15 protein-coding genes and 1 pseudogene are annotated in these 14377 nt (G+C 65.3%); 4 read left to right on the top strand and 12 right to left on the bottom strand.

Annotated features, from left to right (window positions below; all coding sequences use genetic code 11):
• Positions 1 to 78 precede the first annotated feature (78 nt).
• Positions 79 to 558: a hypothetical protein gene (locus AB1634_15660; protein ID MEW6220950.1), complete on the top strand. Its 480-nt coding sequence runs from the start codon at positions 79 to 81 to the stop codon at positions 556 to 558.
• Between the two features lie 252 nt (positions 559 to 810).
• Here the strand turns inward: AB1634_15660 and AB1634_15655 are convergent, their stop codons facing one another.
• The 10 genes and pseudogenes from AB1634_15655 to AB1634_15610 form a co-directional block, all read right to left on the bottom strand.
• Positions 811 to 1515: a putative transposase gene (locus AB1634_15655; protein ID MEW6220949.1), complete on the bottom strand. Its 705-nt coding sequence runs from the start codon at positions 1513 to 1515 to the stop codon at positions 811 to 813.
• A 4-nt stretch (positions 1516 to 1519) separates the two neighbouring features.
• Positions 1520 to 3586 (bottom strand): glycoside hydrolase family 15 protein, encoded by a 2067-nt coding sequence (locus AB1634_15650; protein ID MEW6220948.1) that lies wholly within the window; start codon positions 3584 to 3586, stop codon positions 1520 to 1522.
• Between the two features lie 10 nt (positions 3587 to 3596).
• A complete protein-coding gene (locus tag AB1634_15645; protein ID MEW6220947.1) occupies positions 3597 to 5087 on the bottom strand; it encodes an FAD-dependent oxidoreductase in 1491 nt (496 codons plus the stop codon).
• A gap of 94 nt (positions 5088 to 5181) precedes the next feature.
• Positions 5182 to 5362: pseudogene (locus AB1634_15640) on the bottom strand (NADP-dependent phosphogluconate dehydrogenase).
• Positions 5363 to 5470: 108 nt separating this feature from the next.
• Complete coding sequence (locus tag AB1634_15635) at positions 5471 to 5887, bottom strand: type II toxin-antitoxin system VapC family toxin (protein MEW6220946.1); 417 nt, start codon at positions 5885 to 5887, stop codon at positions 5471 to 5473.
• Positions 5887 to 6117, bottom strand: coding sequence for a type II toxin-antitoxin system VapB family antitoxin (gene vapB, locus AB1634_15630; protein ID MEW6220945.1), 231 nt, complete (start codon positions 6115 to 6117; stop codon positions 5887 to 5889). Before vapB ends, AB1634_15635 begins: the two co-directional genes overlap by 1 nt.
• Before the next feature lie 132 nt (positions 6118 to 6249).
• Complete coding sequence (locus AB1634_15625) at positions 6250 to 7116, bottom strand: metal ABC transporter permease (GenBank protein ID MEW6220944.1); 867 nt, start codon at positions 7114 to 7116, stop codon at positions 6250 to 6252.
• Positions 7109 to 7912 (bottom strand): metal ABC transporter ATP-binding protein, encoded by an 804-nt coding sequence (locus AB1634_15620; GenBank protein ID MEW6220943.1) that lies wholly within the window; start codon positions 7910 to 7912, stop codon positions 7109 to 7111. Before AB1634_15620 ends, AB1634_15625 begins: the two co-directional genes overlap by 8 nt.
• A 1-nt stretch (position 7913) precedes the next feature.
• Complete coding sequence (locus AB1634_15615) at positions 7914 to 8837, bottom strand: metal ABC transporter substrate-binding protein (GenBank protein ID MEW6220942.1); 924 nt, start codon at positions 8835 to 8837, stop codon at positions 7914 to 7916.
• Positions 8838 to 9140: 303 nt separating this feature from the next.
• The gene (locus tag AB1634_15610; protein MEW6220941.1) at positions 9141 to 9362 is read right to left on the bottom strand and encodes a hypothetical protein; all 222 of its coding nucleotides are present in this window, start codon (positions 9360 to 9362) and stop codon (positions 9141 to 9143) included.
• Positions 9363 to 9762: 400 nt separating this feature from the next.
• On the opposite strand from AB1634_15610, the gene AB1634_15605 reads away from it, so the two are divergent.
• The 3 genes from AB1634_15605 (at position 9763) to AB1634_15595 (ending at position 11523) form a co-directional block, all read left to right on the top strand.
• The gene (locus AB1634_15605; protein MEW6220940.1) at positions 9763 to 10803 is read left to right on the top strand and encodes a peptidoglycan-binding domain-containing protein; all 1041 of its coding nucleotides are present in this window, start codon (positions 9763 to 9765) and stop codon (positions 10801 to 10803) included.
• An 11-nt stretch (positions 10804 to 10814) separates the two neighbouring features.
• Positions 10815 to 11051 (top strand): TIR domain-containing protein, encoded by a 237-nt coding sequence (locus AB1634_15600; protein MEW6220939.1) that lies wholly within the window; start codon positions 10815 to 10817, stop codon positions 11049 to 11051.
• Between the two features lie 211 nt (positions 11052 to 11262).
• A complete protein-coding gene (locus AB1634_15595) occupies positions 11263 to 11523 on the top strand; it encodes a hypothetical protein (GenBank protein MEW6220938.1) in 261 nt (86 codons plus the stop codon).
• Positions 11524 to 12352: 829 nt separating this feature from the next.
• On the opposite strand, the gene AB1634_15590 is transcribed toward AB1634_15595, so the two are convergent.
• Positions 12353 to 14098: a BatD family protein gene (locus tag AB1634_15590; GenBank protein ID MEW6220937.1), complete on the bottom strand. Its 1746-nt coding sequence runs from the start codon at positions 14096 to 14098 to the stop codon at positions 12353 to 12355.
• On the bottom strand, positions 14095 to 14377 hold a 283-nt coding region (locus tag AB1634_15585), incomplete at its 5' end, for a hypothetical protein (GenBank protein ID MEW6220936.1). The genes AB1634_15585 and AB1634_15590, both read right to left, overlap by 4 nt.

Here is a 14377-nt window from a genome sequence, read left to right as displayed (position 1 = left end):
GGCTGCGCCTGCTCCCATCCGTCAGGCTCCGCGGGTCAGCGCCGCGATTGGGCAGGAAAATAAACCGATTGGAGCACTATGGAATCAACAATCATAGCAGGAATCATTGGTGGAATTAGCACCATAATTGCCGGAATAGGTGGTGCTTTTATTGGCAAATCAGAAAAATTTGATAGAATTTTCAGAAAAAATGATCTACCTAATTTTGTTGGGACCAAATGGGAGTCAAGCTGGTTAGAAACCATAGAGGGCAAGAACGAAAAATTTAAAGAACATTTTGAGTTTACGAAGCAAAAAGGGGATAAAGTTCATGGAATTATCACTAGTGATCAATATCCTGGCATGAAATGGAATATAGAAGGCGATTATAATGATCGCTTTCTTAGACTTTTTTGGACACCATCAAAGGACTCTGAAAATCATTTTTTTTTAGACTATGGGACATATTTTTTTGAGCGCAACGGTGACGGGAATTTTAAAGGTTTTGCTGTTGGCTATGATTCACGTACTAGTCAAGTAGAGTTTGGCGAGCATATATTGAAAAAAATCGCCGGATAATTACAATTATGATTATTGAAATTGTTTCAGGAGTTGTTGGCGCGGTTCTCGCATCCTATTTGTGGGAGACAAAATTGCGTGATCGCATTTCAATTTCGCGTATTACCCCGTCGGGACAAGCGGGACGTTCGTGCACAGAGAGCTTGACAGCCCCGACCAGGGCGTGATTCCCCATGCCTCGCCGAAGCCGTCTGAACGTCAGACCTCCTGACATCCCCCCTCAGGTGGATGCAACCTGGACGGGGGTGTCCGTTACGGCATAGACGAGGCGGAGGTCGGTGTCGCCGGCAGATCCTGGCGACTGGTCACGATGTGCGTCTGGTGGGCGGCATGGTTGAAGTGACTGACCTGCCGGAGCCAGAACCTCGCCGTGGGGTGGAAGACGCTCCGCTCGTGCAGCCGATACTCCCGCCAGCCCCCGTCAAGCCAGGCGCGCTGCGGCGAGAAGTGGGCCTCCGGAATCGGCTCCACCGTGCCCTTGCGGTAGGTGACGAAATCGAAGCCCTTGTCGACCATCGTCCGGAACAGCTTCAAGGACCAGCCGCCGCGATCGAAGACCACCGTCACCCGTCGTTGGCTGCCCAGGAGTTGCCGCACCTCGTCAAGCACAGGCAGGAGCATCTGGCTCAGGCCCTCGTTGGCCGGCGCCGTGACGACCAGGATCGGCGACCCCTCCTGGTCGTTCACCCAGTAATCGGTGGTGGCCGGCATGGCCAGCCGCCGCTGGGTGACGTAGCCCTTGGCCAGCTTGTGCTTGCCGTGATAGACCCGCACGTGCCCATCGACGTACAGAAAGCCCAGCGCCTCTTCCCGCCCGGCCAGCTGCAGCCGGGCGAGCCGGGCCGCAAGCTCGTCGGCCTTCCCCTGGGCGGCCAGCTTGGTGAGCTTGCGGCGCGGGGTCTTGACCTCGCAGACCCGATCAAGCCCCAGGAGGCGCCCCTTTGTCGAAAGTGTCAAGTGCTTATCGCGCCTTGCAGATGCCGTGGATGGCATCGCAGGTCTTGGCGTACAGAGGAGCTAGCCAGTCCTCATCGTGCAGGCGCACCGAAGACGAATGGCGGCCGCAGGTCGGGCAGGAGCGCATGGCGGTCAGCCGCCGCAAAACACGCTGGGTGCTGGCGACAAAAGTAGCGTGACTCCAGGTGAGGGGCGAGACCGAGAGCGGCTCGCCGGTCTCCGGGTGCGCCTGCTCCGCGAGCACTCCTGAGGGAAGGGCATGATCGGCCACCCATTCCAGGATGGCGATTGGCTTCGCAAGCTCCTCTTCGCTATTGGCCCGGCAGGTCAGGTAGTCCGCCAGCCAGAGGGTACAGATGAACCAAGGGTTCCCAGGATAGGCGCTGTTTTTTAGGTGATAGGGGTCTCCCTGATAACGGGCCATGCCGCCGACCGCGGTGTTGAGCCATAAGGTTTGACGGAGCGCCTTGATGGTGGCCTCGATACGCGGATCGGCCGGGTCGTAGAGACCGAAGGCGAACAACCCCCACAGGCTGCTGTCACACGTCTCGTCAACCTGCAAGACACCCTGCTGGTCACGGAACACCATCCGGCAGAAGCGGCCCGAATCTTCCCTCCACAGGTGGGTGCTGGCCGCATCGCGGATCTCGGCGGCAGCCTGGCGATAGCGTTCCGCCCGCTCTTCTTCGCCGAACATGCTGCAAAAAAGGGAGGCGGCGGTCAAGCCGCCAAACACGGCCCCAACCGTGAAACTCAAGATGCCATGGCGCTCTTCCCAAAGATCGTAGGAGGGGGCGGGCAGTCCGGTTTCCTCGTCCCGGTAACGGCACATGAAGTCGGCCGCGTTTTTGATCAGCGGTTTATAGAAAGGCTTGATGAACTCGATGTCGCGGTAGAAGACAAAGTGATTCCAGAGCGCCCACACCACCAGGGCTGTTTCATCCTCCTGGACCGGCAATTGGGGATGGCCGTTGTTGAGCCACGGATGCCAGGAAGAGGCCAGGGTCCCGTCCGGATTGTACTTGTGGAGAAAATACCCTTCCCGTTCGATGGCCGCGCCGCAGAATTCATAAAAACGCTGCGCCGGCATGGGGTAGCCGGCCAGGTCGAGGGCGTTGGCCACCAAGGCCCCATCCCGTGGCCAGACATAGGAATAGGTATCGCGGTTGAACTCGATCACATCCGAATCGTTGGCCGCGACAATCCCGCCTTGCCAGTCGATCTGAGTGCGTAAAACCAGGAGGCTGCGGTGGTAGAGATCCGCCACCTTGTCCGGCAACAGCTCCAGGTGCGGCATCTCTTTATTGGCCCAGAGCCGCCAATAGTCGGCGGTGCGCTGGATGAGGATCTGCGGCGTCTTGTGCTTGACCACCTGGTCCAGCCGCCGCACCGCAGCCCAGGAATCTCCGGCCGCAAGCCAGAAATAGGCGGTGGCCCGGCCCTCGGCCGCCACCGAAAGGTGCAGGGCAGCCACGGAATCCACTGACCCCTGGGCAATGGGATTTCCGGAAAGCGTGCCGTCTTCGGCGTCCCGGTAGGTGCCCTCCTTGCCGTTGCCGTTTTTTTGCCCCACCGCAAACTGACTGAAGCCGTGGCCGCCGTCCCCCATCCCTCCGGCGAGGAAATACCGGCTGCCCTTGTAGTGAACAAGCCCCCCGGTCTCCGGGTCAAAGGCTGCGGTATCGCCGACGCTGTTGCCGGAGATATTGAAACTCTGGGCAAAAAAGAGGCGTATCTCCCTGGCCGAGGGGCGCAGATTTTCTACCCGCACCTCCCGCAGGTAGATGTTTTCGTGGAAATCGACTGCGTCGCGGCAGGTGAGCAGCACGCCCAACCCTTCATGGAAGAGGTTGACCCGGGTCACCATGGTCCCCGGTTCATAGAGGAGCTCCCGGCGCCAACCAGGGCCGACCCAATGGAAGACCCCGTCGACCCAGACCCCGAAGCGGCAGAAGTCGCCGGAGAGGTGGTTTTCCTGGCCGACATGGGGATAGAAGAGATCGCGGATGGCGTAACCCTGGTCAAAGCAGACGAGCAGACGGCCATTACCTAAGGGGAGGTCGCGAGGCATGATGGGCTCCTTAAGTTATCTTGTCTTCGTTGCAGGCCGCCACATCCTCGCAGACGCAGGCGCGGCCCTTGAAGCTGAAGAAAAATTTAAGGCCCTTCCGCACCGTGTCCGAGAATATCTTGGGGGCAAAGACCCCGCCGATCACCTTCTTGTTGATCTCAGCCAGGGTGGGATAGGGGTGAATGGCCGAGGCGATTTTGGAGAGCCCCACGCCGCCGTTCATGATGGCGACCCACTCAGCGATGAGATCGCCGGCCTGCGGCCCCAGTAACTGCACGCCAATGGGCCGCTCCTTTCTGTCCAGGAGCAGCTTGATGCGGCCGGTGCTCTCCCCTTCGGCCAGCGAGCGGTCATTGGCGGCAAACTCCTCGCTCCACACCGAGTATTCGATGCCGGCCTGCGCAGCGCTTTTCTCGTTCATGCCGATGCTGGCCAGTTCGGGATGGGTATAGGTGCACCACGGCACATGGGTGTAATCGGTTTTCCGGGGAAGATGAAACACGGCGTTACTCAACACCACGCCGCCCTCATAGCCGGCCACATGGGTGAACTGGTAGCCTCCGATGACGTCGCCCGCAGCGTAGATATGCTTGTGGCTGGCGCGGAGATGGGCGTCCACCGCAATCCCTTTGCGGCGGTCGAAAGCCACCCCGATGCGGTCGAGCCCGAGTCCGTCAATGTTGGGGGCACGCCCCAAGGCCACCAGGATGGCCTTGGCCGCAAGGCTGATGGTTGCGCCTGCCTCGTCCTTGATCACCACCCCCCGTTCGTGGCCCAGGTCCGCCACCTTGACGACGGCGGAGTTCATCTGAAAACGGACGCCTTCCTCCGCCAGGCGCTGCCTGACGATATCCGCCATGTCCCGGTCTTCCTTGCTCAGGATCTGGCCGCTACGTTGCACCACGGTCACTCGCGTCCCCAGTCGGCAGAAGGCCTGGGCCATTTCAATGGCGATGGGGCCAGCGCCGAGGATGATCATAGACTCCGGCAGCCTGTCGAGGGAGAAGATATCGCGGTTGGTCAAATAGGGTGTGTCCGCAAGGCCGGGGATGGACGGAACCTCCGGCCCGGAGCCGGTGGCGATCACCCAGGCCCGGGCGGAGAGGGAACGATTGCCGAGGGTGATGGTGTGCTCGTCGGTGAACTCCGGATCCCCGAACTCGACTCTTGCCCCGAGTTTGCAGAACCGCTCCACCGAATCGTGCTTCTGGATTACCCCGATCACGGAACGGATCCGGTCGGCGATCTGCCGGAAATCCACCGGCGGCGGGGAGAAGGCCGGAAGACCGAAGTACTGCCCGTGCTTCATCAGATGATAGACATGGGCGGTCTTGATCAGGGTCTTGCTGGGCACGCAGCCGAAATGGAGGCAATCGCCGCCCAGCGTCGCCTCCTTCTCCACCAGCAGGGTCTTGGCACCGAGTTGCGCCGCCCCGGAGGCGACCGTAAGCCCTGCCGCGCCGCCGCCGATGATGCCGATGTCATAGTCATAGTTCGTCATGGGGGTTTTCCTCTGCAGTTGCCAGCCGTTGTGGTGGAGCGCCATTGCCGGCGCATACTGTTTCTCAATGAACCGGGGGATCGAGTCTCGTTTTCTAGATCGCCAGGGCCTTTTGGGCGGCAACCGGGACTTGGCCGCCGTGGCCGCTCCAGTCCGTATGGAAATAATCGCCGCGCGGCCGGTCAACCCGTTCGTAGGTGTGCGCCCCGAAGTCGCGGCTGGGCCTGCAACAGGTTGGCGAGGAGCCGTGCACTACGGTAGCCGGCACAATAGGATGGGCAAGTGGGAGGTGGACAAGTGGTTCGTGCACAGAGCGCCTGACAGCCCCCGACCAGGGGCGTCAGGCCGCCCAGCCATGCCTCGCCAAAGCCGTTCTGGACGCCTTATCTCGGCAGGTTCTCTACCCAATTGGTCAGCTTCAGTCCATCAATCCTTTCGAATTCTCTGGTATCGTTGGTTACCAATGTCAGGTCCAGAGATCGTGCCAGGCCGGCGATGAGCAGATCATAGGGGCGGCCGATAAGCGTGCCTCTTCTTTCAAGAACGGCACGGATGCTTGCTGCCTCCTCGGCAGCAGAACGATCCATGTCGATGACGTTCAAAGGCAGGAGGAATTTCGCAAGGGCGTCTTTGGCACGTTGGCGGTGTTGGCTCTTCTCGGCTCCGTATTCAAGCTCGAAGACGGTAATGGCGGAGATGGCAACCTCGTGCGGCGAGTGCTGTTCGAATTGTTTGCGGACTCCAACAGGCTGGTTTCTGATCAGATAGATACAAATGTTGGTGTCGAGCAGATAGCGCATCAGAACGATTCCCTCTCTTGCCCCGCTGGCTGCTGCCGCCCGTCTACCATAAAGTCGTCCGGGAAATCCTTGAGGGAATCGAACAAAGAATCCCAGGTCGTTTCCAATGGCTCCAAGATTACCTGGCGGCCCCTTCTCGATATTTTCACCATGTCCCCAGGCATTCTGAACTCCCTGGGCAATCGTACGGCCTGAGAGTTGCCGTTTTGGAAGAGCTTCGCGGTCTGCATGGTAGCAACCTCCATGGAATATATATCTGATATATATATTCTAACGCCTGCAAAATCAATATCGATAGGAGGGACGTTCGTGCACAGAGTGCTTGCCAGCTCCGACCAGGGCATGTGCCGTAGGCGGCGGACCTACAGAGCCTGTTCCTTCCGGAGCAAGGCAACACCCAGGCTTGCCACAAACCAGGCACAGGTGAACAGGATGACGGTGGCGCCGGTGGCGGTGCGGGCCCAGTCCTGGGCTGAGACGAGGAGGCCGGCCACGGCGGAGGTGGTGCCCACGACCAGGGCCCACCAGAACATGCCACCAGCGGAGCGGGTGAGGTTGCGGGCCGCCGCGGCGGGCACGATGAGGAGGGCCGAGACCAGGAGCACCCCCACCGCCCAGACCGCGAAGATGGTCACCACGGCGAGCAGGGCGGCGTAGCTGTACTGGTAGCCGGCGACCCGCACCCGGTGGGCCTGGGCCAGGGAGGGGCTGATGCCAATGGCCAGCATCCGGTTGTAGCCCCAGGCCTGGTAGGCCAGAAGGACAACGAACAGGCCGGCCAGCCAGAGGATCTCCGGCTGGCTGATGGTGAGGATATCGCCGTAGAGAAAGCGCTGGAGGTCCCGGGCCAGGCTGCGGTCGCGGCTGACCACCGCGAGTCCGAAGGCGATCATGGCGGAGAAGAAGACGCCGATGACCGTGTCCGCCGACAGACCGCTCCGGCGCTGCACCGCAATGATGCCCAGCCCCATGCCCAGGCCCAGGGCCGGCATGCTGAAGCGGGGGTCGATGCCGAAAAGGAGGCCCACCGCCACGCCGGCGAAGGCGGAGTGGCTGATGGCGTCGGCAAAAAAGGCCATCCGGAAGTTCACCACCTGGACCCCCATGGCCGCGGTCATGGGAGCCAGGAGCAGGAGGGCCACCAGGGCCTGCTGCATGAAGCGGGCCTCCAGGCACTGGAAGGGCAGCAGCCGGGGGATGAGATCGTAGAGCGCGGTCAGATCAGGCATCCGTCTCCCTCTGGCAGCAGGAGGCCGAGCAGCTGGTGCCGCCGCCGGGCATGGCGCGGCGGTCCACCAGGCCCATGTGCAGGCCGAAGAGCGAGGTCAGGGTGGTGCTGGTCAGGACCTCGTGGGGCGGGCCTTCCGCCACCACCCGGTGGTTGAGGGCGATGACGTGGGTGGCGTGGTGGGTGACGGTGGCCAGATCGTGGCTGACCATGAGCTGGGTGAAGCCCCTTTCGCAGCGCAGCCTTTCCAGGAGGTCACACAGGACGTGGTCGCCCTGCACATCGACGCCCGCGGTGGGCTCGTCCAGGACCAGCAGATCCGGCTCCTGGGCCAGGGCCAGGGCCAGCAGCACCCGTTGCAGCTCGCCGCCGGAAAGCGCGCCCACCCGGCGGGCGACGAGGCCCTCCGCCCGGACCTCGGCGAGCAGGGCCCGGGCCCGCTCCTGGTGCCTTTTCCGGCGGCCGAGCCACAACGGCAGGCGCTGGTGCTCCATGAGCATGAGCTCCATGACCGAAAGGGGCAGGCCGTGGTCCAGGGACAGCCGCTGGGGGACATAGCCCAGCCGTGGCCGCCGGCTCCGCAGGCCTTCGATGCGGGCGAGGCCCTGGAAGGGAATCTGGCCGAGCAGCGCCAGGAGCAGGGTGGTCTTGCCCGCGCCGTTGGGGCCGACGATGGCCGTGCATCCCCCCTGGGGCACCGTGGCGCTCACCCGGTCGAGAACCTGGACACCGGCGCGGGCGACGTTCACGTCCGCAAACGTGACCGTCGCCCCGGCGGTACAGCGGGATCCTTGCACGTTATCGCACCCCCAGCACCCGCTCCAGGGTGCGCATGTTCTGCCGCATCATCGTTTCATAGTGGTCCGGAGGCGCATCCTCGGGTCCGGTGGCCACCGGGTCCAGGGTGGCGGCCGGGATCCCTGCCTCGCGGGCAATGGCCTGGCCGACCCTGTCCGGATACTGGGGCTCGGTGAAGACCGCGCCTGCCTTCTTCTCCCTGGCAGTCCTGACGATGGCGAGCATCTCGGCGGCGGAGGGCTCCTGGCCCGGATGGGCCTGGACCACGGCCACCACCTCCAGGCCCATGTCCCGCGCCAGGTAGTCGAAGACGCCGTGCTGGGTGACGACGCGCTTGTTGGCCAGCCGCGTGCCCAGGGCGGCGAGATCCCCGGCCAGCGCCTCCATCTTCTCGGCATAGGCCTTGGCCCTCGTCTGGTAGTCGGCCGCGCCGGCCGGGTCCAGCTTGCCGAGCGCGGTGGCGATGTTCCAGGCGATTGTGGCCCTCATGCGGGGACTCGCAAAGAGGTGGGGGTTCATCCCGCCGTGGTTGTGATCCTCGTCAAGGGCGTCATCCCCTTCCCCGGTGTAGGGCAGAAGATCGGTGATCCCCCCGGAGCTGTCGGCGATGGCAAGCCCGGGGCTCGCCCTCCGGACGTCGTCCAGGAACTCCTCCAGGCCCTGGCCATTGATGATGAAGAGGTCGGCGCCGCCGAGCTTCCGGAGGTCCTGGGGGGTCAGGGCGTAGTCATGGGGGCAGCCGGCGGCGGCCGGCAGCATCAACTGGACCTCCAGGGCAGGACTGGCCTGGGCGAGCTGGCGGGTGATCTGGTAGACGGGAAAGGTGCTGCACAGCACCACCTTCTTGCCGGCGCCGGCCTGGGAGGGCAGGGTGGTCGTGGCCAGCAGAACGAACGACAGCATAAAAAAACGGAAAGATGCCATGATGTCCTCCGTAGTGAATGTCATTCTGGAGTTTTGCCTGGCGCATTCCGCCTCGCCTGGCCTTCCGGAGCGGGAGCACACGCTGTCCCGGAAAAGTAGCCATGCGCGGGGCGCACCCGAATGGGGGAAACGCCGGAAGTCCGCCATGGTGGTCTTCCATAAGTCCTATAGGGCCTATAAGTCCCATGGGTCCATGGGAGTCATGGGATCTGTGGGTTGCCATACGCAGGACGCAAAAAATGAATGAACCGCCCGGAGGTCCGCTCTGGTGGCCGGTGTTTCTTGAGAGAGAGGGAACCGGTCTCAGTCCCTGGGCCTTATGGTGCTGGGGATCTGGCGGAAGGGGGGCGGGGCCTTCTCTCCCTCCAGGATATCCTTGAGCCGCTGCCACTGGGCCCGCACCTGGCGCAGCCGGTCGGCCAGGGCTGCCTGCTCCGGGAACGGGGCCGCGGCCAGCGCTGCCTCCAGCCGGTCCTTGTCTTGCTGCAGCCGATAGAGCTCCCGAGCCAGCTCGCGAATGGCCATGAACCTGCTCCGGTTCGGTGAAGGCGGAAAGCCTTCTTCCATGGACTGGTCGCCATAGGCCGGCACGAATCGCCGGCCGGCGCCTCGCCAACAGCAACGGCCGGCGCTAGGCACCGGCGGTCGGCTGGCCACAGCATACAGCGATGTGGCGGCAGAGGGAACCTTCGAGCGCTCCATCGCCTGCCACCCTGCTCGGCCGCTGCCGCTGCCGGGTCGAGCGGGCGGCCGGTGGTGCTGGGAAATACCTTGACTCCCCATAATTCCAGAAGGTAAACAGCGAGCTCAGCCGTCAATCCGCAGGTGTTGGCGTATCGGGTGCGCCAAAAAGAGAGGGCAGCTGCGGCCCTATCCTGGTGGTTGACGGGCAGCTGTTTCGACCTGTTCACAAGGAGGCAGGACAATGGAGCTGAGCTACCAGACACCAGGGCTTGTTCTCGAAAAGGGCGGCACCGCCGCCACCAACCGGCAGGTCCGGGACCTGCAGCGCCACCTCCGGCAGCTGGGCTACCTGAAGCAGGGCATCGACGGCCGGTTCGGCGATGGCACCAGGCGCGCGGTCATGGCCTTGCAGCACGATCTGCTCCACAACGTTGGCAAGAGTCGCCAGGGGGACGGCGCGGCGCCGGTGGCGGTGCTCAACTACAATCAGGGACGGGTGGTGCAGGTCACCGGCGTGGTCGACCAGGGGCTGGCAGCCTGTCTGCGCGATCTCGTCGCCGACAGCCTCTTTCCGAAGCTGCCGGCCGCCCAGGATCCGGTGGCGGAGAACAAGCGCATCCTCACCATGCTCCGGGACATGGATTCGGCTGCCGTGCCGGTGCCCTTTCTTCTGGCCATTCTCACCCAGGAAAGCGGCCTGAGGCATTTCAACGTGCCGGCCAAGGACGATGAAGACACCTTCATCACCGTGGGGCTGGACACCAATGCCACGGAGAGGCATATCATCACTTCCCGGGGCTACGGCGCGGGCCAGTACACCCTGTTCCACCACCCGCCGACCACGGCCGAGGTCGGTGCCTTCATGCTCGATCCGGTCCGCAATGTGGAAGGGGCCATCGCCGAGCTGCGAGACAAGCTCGACCATTTCGTGAACGGCTCGACCTCCGGAACCAGGGCCGACGACCGGCTGCGGGAGATTGGCAACGGCCCTTTGCGCCTCTGCAAGTATGCCGAGGGCGACAGCCGCCATCTGCGCGACTGCCAGAACTGCCTGGCAGATGCCGGCAGCACCACCATCACCATGGGTGTCACCCCCTTCTACGAGGGCGCAGCCCACGTCTTCACCCAGACCCAGTACTACCAGGCCGAGACCTACTCCAGGGTACCGATCCGCAAGAACATCGGCTGCGACTGGCCCTACGCTGTTCGCCGGTACAACGGCGCCGGCGTCAACTCATACCACTACCAGGTGCGGGTCCTCCTGCACCTGCTGGCGCTCTGACGGAGCCTGTCATGCCAGCATCCGAGGTCTTCATCTCCCACGCCACAGCGGACGACGGCTTTGTTGCCACGCTGCGGATCGCCTTGGAATCCCTGCGCATCCCGGTCTGGGTGGACTCCCGCAGCCTGCGGGGCGGCGAGAAGCTGGCGCCGGCCATCGAGGAGGCCATCGCCGCGGCCCGGCAGGTGCTGGTCCCGAGGACGAGGCTGCCGGCTACATCGACCACCGGGTGTCGGCCCGGCCCCTGAAGGAGGCGGTGGCCGGGCTGGGGGATCTGGTTCGGCTCACGGTGCTGGCGCCCCCCACCTTCCCGGCCCTCAAAGAGGCCCTGCAGGCTGCCGCCGACCGGGGCGAGCCCTTCGATGTGGTCCATTTCGACGGCCACGGGATTTACGACCGCCAGCACGGCCTGGGGGCGCTCTGCTTCGAGGATCCCCGGGATGAGGACAGGCTGGTGGAGTGCCGGTACTCTTCCAGGAGGAGGCGGATCCGCCACTGGTCACCGCCGTTCCCCCCGAGGCGGTCCAAAGGCTGGAGGCGCGCAAGCGGGTCCTGAGTCTGGGTGCCCTGCCGGACCCGCCGGCCCACCATTTCCAGGGCCGCAGCCGGGAGCTGCTGGCCCTGGAACGGCTGCTCCTCCTGGAAGACTATGCCGTGGTCCTGGGCAGCGGCGGGGCGGGCAAGACCACCCTGGCCGTGGAGCTGGCCTGCTCCCGGTGACAAGCTGGGCGCCATCGAGGCCCTGGTGGACAGCGTCCAGTGCCACGCCCGGGCCCTGGTGCTCCTGGCCCCGGCCGTAGGCCGGCTGGGCGTTGCCGCGACCACGGAGCAGCTCCAGGGGATCATGGCCGCCCTGCATGCCCGGAACCCTGGCGACCGGGAAAACTCCCTCTACAGCCCTGGGCCCAGGCCCTCATCCCCAAGCTCCAGGCTATCCTTCAGGGCAGCCGCGACCAGGCCCTGGCCGAGAACCCGGCCCTGGACTGTGACGACGCCGCCGAGCTGCAGCTCCTGCTCCGCGCCCTGGCGGCGTGAGCCAGGGTCCCGTACCCGCTGGCCCTGCCGGCAAGCCACCCACCCACAACACGGGGCGCACCCAAGTGGATGAAACGGAGTGGTGCCCGCGTAGGTGGAGCGTAGCGCAACCCATCTCGACCCGGCCGGCTGATGGGTTGCGGCTGTCGCCTCCACCCATCTACGCATCCATAAGACTTTTGAGACCGAGGCCGGGGAGTCGGCCGTGGGCGGGCGTGCTGCTGTCATGCGCGGGCGCACCCGGGTGGATGCAACGCCGGAAGTCCGCTCTGGTGGCCGTTGTTTCCTCAGAGTTGCCATTCGCGGGGTGCACCCGAATGGGTGCAACGGCGGAAGTTGGCCATGGTGGCCTCCCATAAGTCCTATAGGTCCTATAAGTCCCATGGGTCCAGGAGAGCCATAGGAGCCATGGAAGCTATGGGAATCATGGGACCCATGGATTGCCAGGCGCGGGGCGCGCCCAATTGAAGCCGGCGGGTCGGATCGGACCGGTCAGCCGCCGGTCCGGCGCCTGTCACGGATAGAGGGCTGGCAGGGTGGGATTCTTCTTCTTTTCGGGGCGGTGCGCTGCTGCGGCCTGCCGGAAGAGCTGGGCCAGGCGCTGGCCGTCCCAGGGGGCGGGCTGGGCGGCGAAGAGGCGGCGGCCCAGGAGATCGATCTCGGTGGTGAGATCCGGGTCGCCGAGGCGGGTGGCGATCGCGGACAGGCCGGGAGGCGGATCGGTTGGCCAGCGGGCGGCGGCCCACAGGAGGAGGGCCTGACGGGCGCCGGCCGGGTCGTGGGCGGCGCAGGCGGCGGCTACCGCTTTGCCGGCCTCGGCAAGCCGGGCCGGGGCCGAGGGATGCCGGTCGCCGTCCGGCGGCGGCCGCCGGTAGCGCCGCCGGTCCCGCCACCACAGGAGGAGGGTGGACAGCCAGGCGATGCCCATGGCCAGGGTGGCGGCTGGCCCCAAGACCGGGCCGCCGGCCGCGGCCGGCCCGGCCAGCGGTGCTGCCGGCGCCGCGGTGGCCGGCGCTGCCGGGGTGGCGGGGGAGGGCGGCGAGGCGGCGGCCTCGGCCGGCTGGTCGCCGGGCAGGACGAAGATGGTCCGGGGCGGCAGGTGGCTTTCCCGGGCCTGGTCGCTGGCCACATCCCACCAGGGCAGACTGATGCCGGGCAGGGTGTAGGTGCCGGGGCGGGTGGGGATGAAGGCGGTCTTCTGCCGGCGGGTGCCGGTTATCCCGTCCCGTCCCTGGGCGCTGGTCAGCTCGGCCTTGTCGGGATAGACCTTGAAGCCCTCCACAGCGCCGGCAGCCGGCTCCGGCAGGGCGGCGCCCGTCTGGCCCTGGGCGGTGACGGTGATGGCCCGGGTGACTGCCTCCCCGACCCGGATGCGCGCCTCTTCGGGCTGCCACTCCTCGGCCAGCTCCAGCGAGAAGGCCGGCAGCCGGGGGACGCCGGCGGCATCGAGGGGCGCCGGGCGGACGGTGAGGGTGAAGGGCTGGCCGGCGATGCGCACTGGTCTGGTGGTGCCGCCCAGCATGCCGAAGGGGTCGTTGCCGAAGAAGAACTGCCGGGGGTCCCGGCGCTGGTCCCGCTCCCGGACCATGCCCCGGAAGACCGGCGGCGGGAGGGTCAGCTGGCCGGTCTCCTGGGGAAAAAGGGCGTACGTGCGCTCGATGACCCGGTAGCGCCGGTTCTGGCGGGTAAGCTCCTGGGCCTGGTCTTCGCCCAGCTGTTCCATGAGGGTGTTGTCTGGCTGCGGGGCGGACAGGCTGCCTTCGGTGAGCGGGACGGCGTGGAAGAGCCGCACCCGGTAGAGCACCTGCTGCCGGGCATAGGGCGTGCCGGGCTCCACCTCGGTCTCCAGAAAGAGATCGGCGCCGGAGTCGGCTCGGGGCGCTGGCGCGGCGGTGACCGTCAGGCTCAAGGCGTTGGAGAAGCGGCCGTCCAGCTCCAGGGGGCCGATGGCGAGCACGCCCTCCCGCCTGGGGGCCAGGGTGATCTGCCAGGTGGTGGTGCTGGACATCTGGCCGCCCGTGATCTGGATGCTGGAGCCGCTGGATGTGCCAAGCACGTGGAAATCCCGTTCCAGGGGGGTGGTGTCCGGCTCGCCGCTCACCCGGCCCTCGGCCTTGATGGTCAGCTGCACCGTCTCCCCGAGGCTCACCTGGTCCCGGTCCAGCCAGGCCTCCAGGCCGGCGGCGGCCTGGACGGCCGGCGCCAGCATAAGAAGAAGTGCTGCCCACAGAAGCCAGCCCGGGCTGCAGATTCGGGTCATGGCCGGCCCCCCTGGCGCTGGCGGCGCTGGTGCTCCAGCATGAACTTGCGGCGCAGGAGGCCGGAGGGGTCGTCCGGCACCTGCCGCAGCCATTGCTCCAGGACCAGGTCCTTCTGGTCCGGCACCTGGCCCTCCTCCGCCGTCTGGCCAGCCGGCAGGCCGTCCGGTGCCGGCTCGCCGGAAAGGGGCGCTCCGGCGCCTTCCTTCTGGCTGGCCGGCCGCGGATCCTGGTCCGGCCCGTCCGGTCCCTGGCGGGCGCCAGCGCCAGCGGGCGTTTCG

The sequence above is a fragment of the Thermodesulfobacteriota bacterium genome (assembly GCA_040755095.1).
GTDB lineage: Bacteria > Desulfobacterota > Desulfobulbia > Desulfobulbales > JBFMBH01 > JBFMBH01.
The sequence above is the reverse complement of the archived record's forward strand: the minus strand, read 5'-3'. Positions and strand labels throughout refer to the sequence as shown.

Bases quoted from the DNA above. Each gene is read 5' to 3' on its own strand.
- AB1634_15660 (MEW6220950.1), top strand. From the start codon at position 79: ATGGAATCAACAATCATAGCAGGAATCATTGGTGGAATTAGCACCATA.
- AB1634_15650 (MEW6220948.1), bottom strand. From the start codon at position 3,586: ATGCCTCGCGACCTCCCCTTAGGTAATGGCCGTCTGCTCGTCTGCTTT.
- AB1634_15645 (MEW6220947.1), bottom strand. From the start codon at position 5,087: ATGACGAACTATGACTATGACATCGGCATCATCGGCGGCGGCGCGGCA.
- AB1634_15635 (MEW6220946.1), bottom strand. From the start codon at position 5,887: ATGCGCTATCTGCTCGACACCAACATTTGTATCTATCTGATCAGAAAC.
- vapB (MEW6220945.1), bottom strand. From the start codon at position 6,117: ATGCAGACCGCGAAGCTCTTCCAAAACGGCAACTCTCAGGCCGTACGA.
- AB1634_15625 (MEW6220944.1), bottom strand. From the start codon at position 7,116: ATGCCTGATCTGACCGCGCTCTACGATCTCATCCCCCGGCTGCTGCCC.
- AB1634_15615 (MEW6220942.1), bottom strand. From the start codon at position 8,837: ATGGCATCTTTCCGTTTTTTTATGCTGTCGTTCGTTCTGCTGGCCACG.
- AB1634_15610 (MEW6220941.1), bottom strand. From the start codon at position 9,362: ATGGCCATTCGCGAGCTGGCTCGGGAGCTCTATCGGCTGCAGCAAGAC.
- AB1634_15605 (MEW6220940.1), top strand. From the start codon at position 9,763: ATGGAGCTGAGCTACCAGACACCAGGGCTTGTTCTCGAAAAGGGCGGC.
- AB1634_15600 (MEW6220939.1), top strand. From the start codon at position 10,815: ATGCCAGCATCCGAGGTCTTCATCTCCCACGCCACAGCGGACGACGGC.
- AB1634_15590 (MEW6220937.1), bottom strand. From the start codon at position 14,098: ATGACCCGAATCTGCAGCCCGGGCTGGCTTCTGTGGGCAGCACTTCTT.